Origin of the sequence: Meiothermus sp. (assembly GCF_025056915.1) — a bacterium.
Classification (GTDB): Bacteria; Deinococcota; Deinococci; order Deinococcales; family Thermaceae; genus Meiothermus.
Genome location: NZ_JANWVH010000094.1, coordinates 1 through 9,920, shown reverse-complemented (window position 1 = coordinate 9,920; position 9,920 = coordinate 1). Strand labels below are relative to the sequence as shown.

Sequence of the window (9,920 nt, the reverse complement as noted above, 5' to 3'; positions counted from 1 at the left end):
CAGCCCTTCACCAGCCACATGGCCCCCACCGCGCCGGGCAGAAACATGCCCAGCATAGCCGCCAGGGCCCCCGGCAAACCGGCAGCGCAGAGGCCATAAAACAGCACCGCCAGCATGTTGGGCCCCGGCACAAACTGCCCCAGGGCAAAGCCGTCGGCAAACTGCGGGCCGGTCACCCAACCATTGCCGATGATGACCCGGGCCATCTCCGGCAGGTTGGCCATGCCCCCGCCAAAGCTCAGCACCCCAAAGCGCAAGAAGGCCAGGAAGACCTCGAGCACCTCAGCCACGGGGCTCCACCTCCGAGCCCGGCCAGGCCTCGGCGGCCTCCGACCAGTAGAGGGCCATGCCCACCGGCACAAACAGAAGCAGCACCAAGAGCAGCGGCCAGTGCAGCAGGCCATAGGTCACAAACACCCCCAGGGCCAGCAAGACCGCTTTGAGGGCGTCCAGCGCAATGGGGGCCTGGCGCAGCATGGTGGCCAGAATCAGCCCGATGGCCGCCGCCGCCACCCCGTTCAGGGCGCTCTCGGCCAGCGAGCCGGGCACGGCCCCAAAGCGAAAGTAGGCGAAGCTCAGCAAAAACATCAACAAAGCCCCTGGGGTCAGCACCCCCAGCAGGGCCAGCACCCCCCCGGCCACACCCCCCAGCCGCATCCCCAGGTGGGCCGCCGCGTTGGCAAACACCGGCCCTGGCAGAATGCGGCACAAGGCGGTGGTCTCCAGAAACTCCCGCTCGGCCATCCAGCCCCGCCGGAGCACGATGGCCTGGTAGAGCTGGGCGTTGCCGCCACCCCCAAAAGCCACCAGGCCCACTTCCACAAATGCGTAAAACAGCTTTGAGAGCGGTACTTTCACGGTTGGATGATACACTTTGGCGATGCACTACGTAGTTGGCGACGTTCACGGCTGCCTGCAACCCCTGATCCGGCTGTTGCAGCGCGAGGGGTTTCTGGGCGAAGCCCTCGAGTGGACGGGCGGGCAGGCCCAGCTCTGGTTCCTGGGCGACTACACCGACCGGGGCCCCAACGGCATCGGCGTAATCGAGCTTTTGATGCGCCTCGAGCGCGAAGCCGCCGCCGCCGGGGGGGGCGTGCATGCCCTGCTGGGCAACCACGATGTGATGCTGCTGGCCGCGCACCACTTTACCCAGGTCGAAATCCCCAGCTTCAAGCGCCAGGGCCAGAGCCTCACTTTTTACGAAATCTGGCAGCGGGTGGGCGGCAAAGAGCCCGACTTCGAACGCCTGAACGAGGCCCACATCGAATGGCTGCAAAACCGCCCGGCTTTGGCCCGGGTCGAGGGCTCGCTCCTGATGCACGCCGACAGTTTGTTTTACCTCGAGCACGGCGAAACCCTGGAGGACATCAACCAAAACCTGAGCGCTATTTTGCGCTCCGACCGGGTCGAAGCCTGGGACGCGCTGGCCGAGCAGTTCGCCAGCCGGTTTTCGTTCCTGAACGGGGGCATCGCCCTGACCGAAGAAGTCCTGGGGCAACTCGGCGCAAGCCGCCTGATTCACGGCCATACCCCCATCTACAGCCTGATTGGCTATGCGCCCCAGATGGTGCTCTACCCGCTGGAGTACAACGATGGCCTCTGCTTCAACGTGGATCACTGCCTGTGGAACGGGGGGCCGGGGTTTGTGCTGGGCCTATCTGGTTTGAAGTGACCGATGCAAGCCACCTTACGGCAGGGCGCAAGCAGGCCCGCTACGAACGGTTTCATCAGGGTAGGCCATAATGAACCCATGTTGCCCTACCTTCAACTCTCGGGTTCGCCTTACGAACAGGGCCTGGCGCAAGGCCGCGCCCTGGCCGCACAGATTGCCCACAACCTGGGGGTCTACTTTCACCGTTTCGAGGTGGAGTGCAAACTGCCGCCGGACGAAGCCCGCGAGCGGGGTGCGCGGTATTGGCAAGCCCTCCGGCAACAAAGCCCGGCCTATGCGGAGGGCATCGAGGGCATTGCGGCAGGCTCGGGGCAGCCCCTGGTGGATATCGCCACCCTCAACGTGCGCTATGAGATTGTCTATCACCAGTTCGGCCACGAGGCCCCCAACGGCTGTACCGCCTTCGCCCTGCTGCCCGGCCACAGCGCCGATGGCAACCTCTGGATGGGCCAGAACTGGGACTGGATGGAAGGGGTGCAGGGGGCCTTGCAGCACATCACCGAGCCCGACGGCACCCGGGTGCTGGCCTTTACCGAGGCGGGCATCTTTGGCGGCAAGATTGGCCTCAACTCGCACGGGCTGGGGCTTTGCATCAACGGGCTGGTCTCGGTGGGGGACAACTGGGCCGGGCTGGGCAAACCCTTCCACCTGCGCACCTATGAGGCCCTGCGGCAAAAAACGCTGGAGGAGGCCAAAGCCGCTATTCTCGAAACCCCCCGCACGGCTTCGGGCAACTTTCTGATTGGGCAAGGGGTGCAGGCGGTGGATATCGAGGTTTCGCCTGCGGGGGTGGCCCTCTGGGAGGACGAACGCCAGCTGGTACACGCCAACCACTACCTTGCGCCCGAGCGCTTTGGTATCGAGGTGCCGCCCATCGAGTGGCTCGACCGCTCGCACCACCGGGCCGAACGCCTGAGCCTGCGGCTGGGCGAAGTGGAAAAACCGGGCCTGGAGGACCTGAAAGCGGCCCTCTCGGATCGGGATGGTGCACCTTACGCAGTTTGCCGCACCGCCAGCCCGGAAGAGTACGCGCTGGGCGAGCCTTACTGCACGCTGGCCTCGGTCATCATGAACCTGGGCACCCTCGAGCTGTGGATTTCCGACGGCCCACCCCACGAGAACCCCTACGTGCGCTACCAGGTCTAAGGTTCCCCAGGCTACACTGGCCGCATGGCCCGAATTCGTATCGTCCAGGGTGACATTACCGAGTTTGTCGGCGACGCCGTTGTGAATGCCGCCAACAACCACCTGATGCTGGGCTCAGGCGTGGCCGGGGCCATCCGGCGAAAAGGCGGCCCCAGCATCCAGGAGGAGTGCAACCGGCACGGCCCCATTCAGGTTGGCGAGGCCGCCCTTACCGGGGCCGGGCAGCTGCCGGTGCGCTATGTGATCCATGCGGCGGCCATGGGCGATCGGCCCGCCAGCCTGGAAACCGTCCGCCGCGCAACCCAGGCGGCCTTGCGTATAGCGCTGGAAAAAAACCTGCACAAAGTGGCCTTTCCACTGCTGGGAACGGGCGTGGCCGGGTTACCTGTAAAAGAGGTGGCCGAGGTGATGCTGGCCGAGCTGCTCGCAGCCCCCGACTCGCTGGAAGTGACCCTCTATGGCTTCACCGAGTCAGATGTGCAGGTTTTGCGGCAAGTTCTCGACCACTTCAATAGAACTTAGCCCCCAGCCCGTGCGTGTCTCGGGTAAGCGTGGGGCTAAAGCCTGTGCCACCTGCGCTAACGGCTCAACCTTCCCAACCCCGCCTGGCTCAGGCTGTGGCTCGGGTCTCCGGGGTAGTCCGAAACAGCCGCACGGTGTTGGTCACCGCGGTCAGATACAGCAAAGCCCCTACAAAGAAGGGCAGGCCCACCAGCCAGGGCGCTACCTCCGGTCTGGCAACTAGCGAGAAGAGGAAGCCTCCCAATAAACCGCCCGCCGCCACCGTCAGGCTTTGCGCCCCGGCCAGCGCCCCTTGCAAGGTGCCCTGTTCCTGCGGTGAGACCTCACGGGTCAGGAGTGATTGAATGAGGGGCTGGCCCAGGTTGCCCAGCGCGGCCAGGGCAATGATGGCGTACATCATCCAGCCCTGGGTGGCCAGGCCATACAGGGTGAAGGAGAAAATGCCCATGCTCTGCGCCAAAACGAGCGCCCGGCGCTCGCCCAGCCGGGCCACTATGGGCCTGACCAGTCCGGCCTGCACCACCACGCCCCCTAACCCCACCAGAAACAGCGAGAAGCCCACCTCCAAAGGCTTCCAGGCAAACTTGTAGGCGGTGTACAGCACCCACACGCTCTGCAAGGCCCCAAAGGCCAGGAAGATGAGCGAGAGGCTCAGGCTCAGGCCGCGCAGCATGGGGGTTTTGCCGAGGATGCCCAGCGCGGTGAAGGGGTTGAGCGACCGGGCTTTGGGGTTGCGGTTTTCCGGTTTGAGCGATTCGGGCAGCACAAAATAGCCGTACAGAAAGTTGAGAAAGGAAAGCCCTGCGGCGAAATAGAAGGGCAGGCGCAGGTCGAGGTTGCCCAGCACCCCGCCCACCACCGGCCCCAGCACAAAGCCCATCCCGAAAGTGGCCCCAATCAGGCCGAAGTTGCGGGCCCGCTCCTCGGGCCTGGAAATATCGGCGATGTAGGCATTGGCCGTGGAAAGGCTGGCGCCCAGGGCCCCCGCGAGGACTCGAGCCAGAAACAGCACCCAGATGGACTGGGTCAGGGCCGCAATCAGATAATCGAGGGCGGTGCCCACCAGCGAGGCCAGCAACACCGGGCGACGCCCATAGCGGTCGGAGAGCATGCCCAGAATGGGGCCAAAGGCAAACTGCATCACCGCATACACCGCAAAAAAGAGGCCGTTGAGCCGTGCCCCGGCCTCCACGCTGCCCGCCAGGGTCTCGATGAGCTTGGGCAATACCGGAATGACCAGGCCCAGGCCCATCACGTTGATCAGCACCGAAATCAGAATGAACGATATGGAGGCAGCTTTAGCAGAAGGCATAACCGGGCCATTATGACACCCCAACCCCAGGCCAATCGGAAGCACGTGCATACTTCGAATCGGGCCAAAAACCCGGAAATTTCGAGCTGTGCAAGTCTAAACTTGCAATCCACCCCAGCCCTCCCTGGTGGAACCCTTGCCGATCCTTGCGAGAAAACCGCATGTGCAGGTTCGGCTTGAGCGTGGCGTTGGACTTTGGCTATGGACTACTCCACAGTCGTAAAGATACCCATACACGCCCGCAGATTCCAAAGCGTGATGGCCCTCAGGCCCCTCCCTACCGCGTAGGGAGGGTTGGGGAGGGTATCGGACAAGACCCCCCATCGGCTGGTTGCGTGAAGGGCCAGGTCAGCCACCCCACCTGGCCTCCCCTACGAGGTAGGGGAGGAACGGAGCGAGGCCAGGCTGGGATTGACTTGATTCGCCCACCGTGCGGGTGTTGTACGGGCTTTTATGCGACACCGTACTATCGGCCATCGGCCATCCGCAGAGTAAGCTAAAAGCGTGCTGCTGGAGAGCCTCGAGGACACCCGCACCCTGGCCCGACAACTTGCCGAGCGCCTGCCCGAAGGCACCCTGGTGCTGCTCACCGGGCCTCTGGGCGCGGGCAAGACCACCCTGGTCAAGTTAATAGCCGAGGCCCTGGGGTTCGAAGGCGAGGTGACCAGCCCCACCTACACCCTGATCCACGAGTACCCCACCCCACAGGGCCTGGTGGTGCATATTGACGCCTACCGCATGGCCGACCAGGCCGAGCTTTACAGCCTGGGCCTGGAGGACTACCTGCCCGAGGCCCGGCTGGTGCTCATCGAGTGGGGGCAGCCTGAGGTGTTCCCGGATAGCCTGGAAATTCGCCTGACGCCCACTGAGCAAGGACGTAGCGTGGAGCTGATATCCCACGGCCAGGCGCAAGCCATTACTTTGGCATGAAGAGCGGGCATGGTCAAACTTTGAACTGCTTTCCCAGGCTTCCTTTCCTTCGAGAAACACGGAGCCCGGCCTTCTGCGTTTCCCGCTGGGTGGGGGTAGCCCCCAAGCCCCGCCCGAGGGTAGGCTCGAGGCCATGAACTCAAACCTCATTCGCCGCTACCGGGGCCACCTGCTCAGCTTTCTGGTTGGCCTGGCGGTGGGGGTGGCCTTTGGCCCCTGGCTGCGCTCCTTGGTGACGCTGGCGGTGGTGGCCGGGGTTGTGCTGGGGCTGTACTGGGTCTGGGTGTACTTTGACAAACTCAAAAAACAGTAACCTTATGGGCTTTTGGAGTGGTAACGCTTTCTCGCCATCGGATGGATCAAAGCTCGCGACCGGCGCTCTGGGCGTACAAGCACCTTTCAAGGAAATACAGGGTGGAAGGGGTGGATGGTGGGGCTTCAACACCTGCCCCCTGCGCCCTATCGCGATATGTGAAGAGCGCTCTAACTTCTGTTTCGACGGACCGCTTCAATAGCATGCAAAGGGTTCGAGCAGGGCTGGTACAAGACGAAAAAAGGCTGCCCGCTGGCAGCCTTCCGCGATGGGCCGGGGGCTTACTCGAGGCCTGAGAGTCTGCGGTTTTTGGCGATGTAGTCGTGCCACTGCTCGGGCACGTCTTCCTCGGGGTAGATGGCCGAGACCGGGCAGGCCGGCACACAAGCGCCGCAGTCGATGCACTCGTCGGGGTGGATGTAGAACTGGTCGCCGCCGTCGTAAATGCACTCGACCGGGCAGACTTCGACACAGGACTTGTCCTTGGTGCCGATGCAGGGTTCAACAATCACATGGGGCATGGTTTTCCTCCGTTGGTTGGCTTGGGATTTTCACGCAAAGCAAGGCCGCCAAACTGAGCCTTATTCTAAGGAATTCTGGGAAATGTCAAGGGGTATGCGAACGCCATCCCACAAAATGATATTCTGTCGGAATGCGGCCCCGAAGCTGTCCTGGGCCATTCCGGTATGAGTCTAGACCCTGTTGATTTCCTGAGAGGCGCGCTCGAGATCCCCTCGGTCTCGGGCCAGGAGCGCCCGGTGGCCCAGTACCTGGCCGAGGGCATGAAAAAACTGGGCTATACCAGAGCCTGGGTGGACGAAGCCGACAACGCCCGGGGGCAGATCGGCACTGGGCCGGTGCAGGTGGTGCTCCTGGGCCACATCGACACCGTTCCGGGGGTGGTGCCGGTGCGGCTCGAGGGCGACAAGCTCTTTGGCCGCGGCTCGGTGGACGCCAAAGGGCCCTTTGTGACCTTTGTGCTGGCCGCCGCCGGACTTTCCCCCGAGGTCTTGCAAAGGCTCACCGTTCATGTGGTCGGGGCCACCGAGGAGGAAGTCCCCAGCTCCAAGGGAGCCCGCTACGTGGTGGACAAGCTTAAGCCCGATTTTGTGGTGATTGGGGAGCCCTCGAGCTGGCAGGGCATCACCCTGGGCTACAAGGGCCGCCTGCTGGTGCGGGTGCGGCGCGAGAAAGACAACTTCCACTCCGCCCACCACGAGCCCAACGCCGCCGAGGAGCTCATCAGCTACTTTGTCAGCATCAAGGCCTGGGCCGAGGCCATGAACACTGGCCAGGGGCCTTTCAACCAGGTGCAGTACAACCTGCGCGACTTCAAAATCGAGCATCCCGACAACCGCCAGCAGGCCGAGATGAAGTTCGACCTGCGCCTGCCGCCCCGGCTTTCGGTGGAGGAGGCCATCCGCCACCTGACCGCGTATGCCCCTCCGATTCTCGACCTGGACTTCTCCGGGCGCGAGGTGCCCTATGTGGGCCCCAAAGACACCCCGCTCACCCGCGCCCTGCGCGTGGGCATCCGCCAGGCTGGCGGTGAGCCGGTGTTCAAGTACAAGACCGGCACCTCCGACATGAACATTGTGGCCCCCCACTGGAAGGTGCCCATGGTGGCCTACGGGCCGGGCGACTCCACCCTCGACCACACCCCCAATGAACACGTGGAAATTCCCGAGTTTCTGAAGGCCATCGAGGCCTTGCGGGCCGCGCTCACCCGGCTGGCAAAGTAAGCGCGCAGAGCCGGAGGCTGAAGGCGGGTCTATAGTCAATGGACGATGGTCCATGGAACGGTGGATGAGGATTGAAAGCCGGTAGCGCATGGCCCAAGGTCGGTTGTAAAACCCTGGGCGTCCGGTTGCCCGAGCCCCCGACCCTATCCCGACCCAAAACCCGCCTGGCGCAGCGCTTCGTACAGCCCCACACCCACCGCCACCGCCAGGTTGAGCGAACGCCCGCCTTTACCGGGCATGGGAATGGTGACGCCGGGAAAGCACCCCAGCACCTCCGGCGGCAGGCCCCGGCTCTCGGGCCCAAAGAGCAGGTAATCGCCCGGCTGGTACTGCACCTCGGTGTAAGGTCTGGGAACCTTGCTGCTGAAGGCCCATACCCGGCTGTGCGGTGGGAGGTGGTTTACAAAAGCCTGCCAGGAGTCGTGCAGAACGTAGTCGAGCGACGACCAGTAGTCGAGCCCGGCCCGCTTTAGTTTGGGGCTGTGCCACTGGAAGCCCAGGGGTCGAATCAGGTGCAGCCGGGCCCCGGTGGCCGCACAGGTGCGGGCGATGTTGCCCGCATTCTGAGGGATTTCCGGCTGGTAGAGCGCGATGTTAAACACCCTTTGAATTTAGCCCATAACGGCCCAAGGCCCCCAGGGCCCCTGAAGATTAAGGCGCCAGACCAAAAGTAACGGGTGGATTGGGGCGAAAGTAACGTTTGGGTGTGCATTTTCCACGATTTTTTTAACTGCGTCCTGTTTACTGTAGAAAGACATGACCGAGGCGCTGCCCGAAATCGGACTCATGCTGCTGGCCGCCGCGACCGGGCTTTGGATCTGGTGGCTGGCCCGGCAGGAGCCGGTCTGGCGGGGGGCCTCGCTGGGGGTCTTGCTGGGGGGGCTACACGCCGGGGCCCGGCTGCTCGAGCCTGCCTCTGCCTCTCTGGCCACCCTCAAACCCTCGGATGGCTTCCTGCTGCTGGCCGCGCTGGCCTGGCTCACCACCCTGCGCAGGCTTCAATCCACCGACACCCCCAGGTACAGCCTGGGTCTGCTTCCATTCATCGGCCTCATGTTGCTGGGCCCCCTCCAGGAAGCGGGCCTCGAGCTTTCTCGGGCGGTGTGGCTGACCGACCTGTTGCCCCTGTTGCTGGCCCTGCCCCTGCTCGAGGCCGCCTTGCGGGGACAGGTCGGCGAGGGCCGGCTGGTCTGGGGGCTGGGGCTGCTCCTCAAGGCGGGCGGGAGCCTGGCCCTCCTCTGGCTGGGTGAACCCGGCGGTTTTACCCATCTGGCCTGGGGCATGAGCCTGGCCCTGCTGGCCTGGGGTGTTCACCTGGAAATCGCTCAGCAACGCATCGGCAAAACCCTCCTGATTCTGATGACCGCCGGTCTTCTGAGCAGCCTGGTGGCGCTGAGCCTGAACCTCCAGGCCCCCAACCGGTTTTCCGAGTGGGTGCTGGCGGGCTGGGCCTATGCGGTCTTTGCCGTGATAACCGGGGTTGGGCTGGTGGTTTATCAGCGCATCCTTCGTTCGGAGCGGCAGCTCGAGCTCTGGGTCAACCTGCTCGAGACCCTCTCCAGCAAAAGCCAGGCCACCCAGCACCTCACCCCCCAGGGCGTCTTGCAAAGCGTGCTGGACGGCCTCAAGCCCCTGTTTGGCAACCTGGTGGGGCTGGAGGTGCGTTCCGACGCAACCTTCCGTGCGGGCCAGAGCGGGCCCTATGTGCGCACCTTTGAACTAGCGCTCGATCAACCCGCCGAAGGACGGCTCTACTTTTTTGGCCCCCCCAAAGACGAGCGGGGTTTGGAAGCGCTGGCCCCGCTGCTCACCGAGCGGCTGCGGCTCTCACTCACCCTCAGCGAGTGGCGCAGCAAAGCCTACACCGACCCCCTCACCGGCCTGCTCAACCGCCGGGGTTTCGAGCGCCAGATGCAACGGCTGATCCGCCTGGCGGGCGAACAGGACAAGCCCATCACCCTGGCCCTGCTGGACATAGACCGCTTCAAGCGCGTCAACGATACCTACGGTCACCCTGTGGGCGACGAGGTGCTCAAACAACTGGCCGGGCTGCTGCGCAAGGCCAGCCGGAGCGACGACCTGGCCGTGCGCATGGGCGGCGAAGAATTTGGGCTGGTGCTGTTTGGGGCCGACCTCGAGGATGCCTACCACGTGCTCGAGCGCATCCGGGGCGAGCTGCGGGCCCTGCACATCGGCCCTATCCCCTGGCGCCTGAGCGTCTCGGGGGGCCTGGCCGGCGGTGAGACGCCAACCTCGATGAGCACGGTGCAACGCTGGCTCGAG

At 64.1% G+C, this 9,920-nt stretch carries 12 protein-coding genes; 7 read left to right on the top strand and 5 right to left on the bottom strand.

The window, feature by feature from the left end:
- Together NZN28_RS12695 and NZN28_RS12690 are read right to left on the bottom strand one after the other, a co-directional pair.
- A partial coding sequence (locus NZN28_RS12695; RefSeq protein ID WP_295398716.1) for a chromate transporter occupies window positions 1-290 on the bottom strand: 290 nt, incomplete at its 3' end.
- Window positions 283-858, bottom strand: a complete 576-nt coding sequence (locus NZN28_RS12690) for a chromate transporter (RefSeq protein ID WP_295398715.1) — start codon at window positions 856-858, stop codon at window positions 283-285. The genes NZN28_RS12690 and NZN28_RS12695, both read right to left, overlap by 8 nt.
- A 22-nt stretch (window positions 859-880) precedes the next feature.
- Between NZN28_RS12690 and NZN28_RS12685 the strand changes: the two genes are divergently transcribed.
- The 3 genes from NZN28_RS12685 (at window position 881) to NZN28_RS12675 (ending at window position 3,340) form a co-directional block, all read left to right on the top strand.
- Window positions 881-1,672 carry a metallophosphoesterase family protein gene (locus NZN28_RS12685; RefSeq protein ID WP_295398714.1) on the top strand — a complete coding sequence of 264 codons (792 nt, stop codon included), beginning with the start codon at window positions 881-883 and terminating at the stop codon, window positions 1,670-1,672.
- Window positions 1,673-1,750: 78 nt separating this feature from the next.
- Window positions 1,751-2,818, top strand: coding sequence for a C45 family peptidase (locus tag NZN28_RS12680; RefSeq protein WP_295398713.1), 1,068 nt, complete (start codon window positions 1,751-1,753; stop codon window positions 2,816-2,818).
- A 24-nt stretch (window positions 2,819-2,842) separates the two neighbouring features.
- Entirely contained in the window at window positions 2,843-3,340 is a 498-nt protein-coding gene (locus tag NZN28_RS12675) for a macro domain-containing protein (protein WP_295398712.1), read from the top strand.
- Between the two features lie 88 nt (window positions 3,341-3,428).
- Here the strand turns inward: NZN28_RS12675 and NZN28_RS12670 are convergent, their stop codons facing one another.
- Window positions 3,429-4,652: a TCR/Tet family MFS transporter gene (locus NZN28_RS12670; protein ID WP_295398711.1), complete on the bottom strand. Its 1,224-nt coding sequence runs from the start codon at window positions 4,650-4,652 to the stop codon at window positions 3,429-3,431.
- 504 nt (window positions 4,653-5,156) lie between these two features.
- Between NZN28_RS12670 and tsaE the strand changes: the two genes are divergently transcribed.
- Complete coding sequence (tsaE, locus tag NZN28_RS12665; protein ID WP_295398710.1) at window positions 5,157-5,582, top strand: tRNA (adenosine(37)-N6)-threonylcarbamoyltransferase complex ATPase subunit type 1 TsaE; 426 nt, start codon at window positions 5,157-5,159, stop codon at window positions 5,580-5,582.
- A 133-nt stretch (window positions 5,583-5,715) separates the two neighbouring features.
- Window positions 5,716-5,895: a hypothetical protein gene (locus NZN28_RS12660; protein WP_295398709.1), complete on the top strand. Its 180-nt coding sequence runs from the start codon at window positions 5,716-5,718 to the stop codon at window positions 5,893-5,895.
- 281 nt (window positions 5,896-6,176) lie between these two features.
- On the opposite strand, the gene NZN28_RS12655 is transcribed toward NZN28_RS12660, so the two are convergent.
- A complete protein-coding gene (locus NZN28_RS12655; protein ID WP_295398708.1) occupies window positions 6,177-6,416 on the bottom strand; it encodes a ferredoxin in 240 nt (79 codons plus the stop codon).
- A 165-nt stretch (window positions 6,417-6,581) separates the two neighbouring features.
- Here NZN28_RS12655 and NZN28_RS12650 point away from each other — a divergent pair, with 165 nt between their 5' ends.
- Entirely contained in the window at window positions 6,582-7,637 is a 1,056-nt protein-coding gene (locus NZN28_RS12650; protein WP_295398707.1) for a [LysW]-lysine hydrolase, read from the top strand.
- 143 nt (window positions 7,638-7,780) lie between these two features.
- On the opposite strand, the gene NZN28_RS12645 is transcribed toward NZN28_RS12650, so the two are convergent.
- Complete coding sequence (locus NZN28_RS12645; RefSeq protein WP_295398706.1) at window positions 7,781-8,239, bottom strand: tRNA (cytidine(34)-2'-O)-methyltransferase; 459 nt, start codon at window positions 8,237-8,239, stop codon at window positions 7,781-7,783.
- Between the two features lie 154 nt (window positions 8,240-8,393).
- Between NZN28_RS12645 and NZN28_RS12640 the strand changes: the two genes are divergently transcribed.
- Window positions 8,394-9,920, top strand: a 1,527-nt coding sequence (locus tag NZN28_RS12640; RefSeq protein ID WP_295398705.1) for a diguanylate cyclase, incomplete at its 3' end; no start/stop codon positions are given.

Coding starts and splice junctions, on each gene's coding strand:
- NZN28_RS12670 (WP_295398711.1), bottom strand. CDS start 4,652: ATGCCTTCTGCTAAAGCTGCCTCCATATCGTTCATTCTGATTTCGGTG.
- NZN28_RS12685 (WP_295398714.1), top strand. CDS start 881: ATGCACTACGTAGTTGGCGACGTTCACGGCTGCCTGCAACCCCTGATC.
- NZN28_RS12660 (WP_295398709.1), top strand. CDS start 5,716: ATGAACTCAAACCTCATTCGCCGCTACCGGGGCCACCTGCTCAGCTTT.
- NZN28_RS12680 (WP_295398713.1), top strand. CDS start 1,751: ATGTTGCCCTACCTTCAACTCTCGGGTTCGCCTTACGAACAGGGCCTG.
- NZN28_RS12675 (WP_295398712.1), top strand. CDS start 2,843: ATGGCCCGAATTCGTATCGTCCAGGGTGACATTACCGAGTTTGTCGGC.
- NZN28_RS12655 (WP_295398708.1), bottom strand. CDS start 6,416: ATGCCCCATGTGATTGTTGAACCCTGCATCGGCACCAAGGACAAGTCC.
- NZN28_RS12650 (WP_295398707.1), top strand. CDS start 6,582: ATGAGTCTAGACCCTGTTGATTTCCTGAGAGGCGCGCTCGAGATCCCC.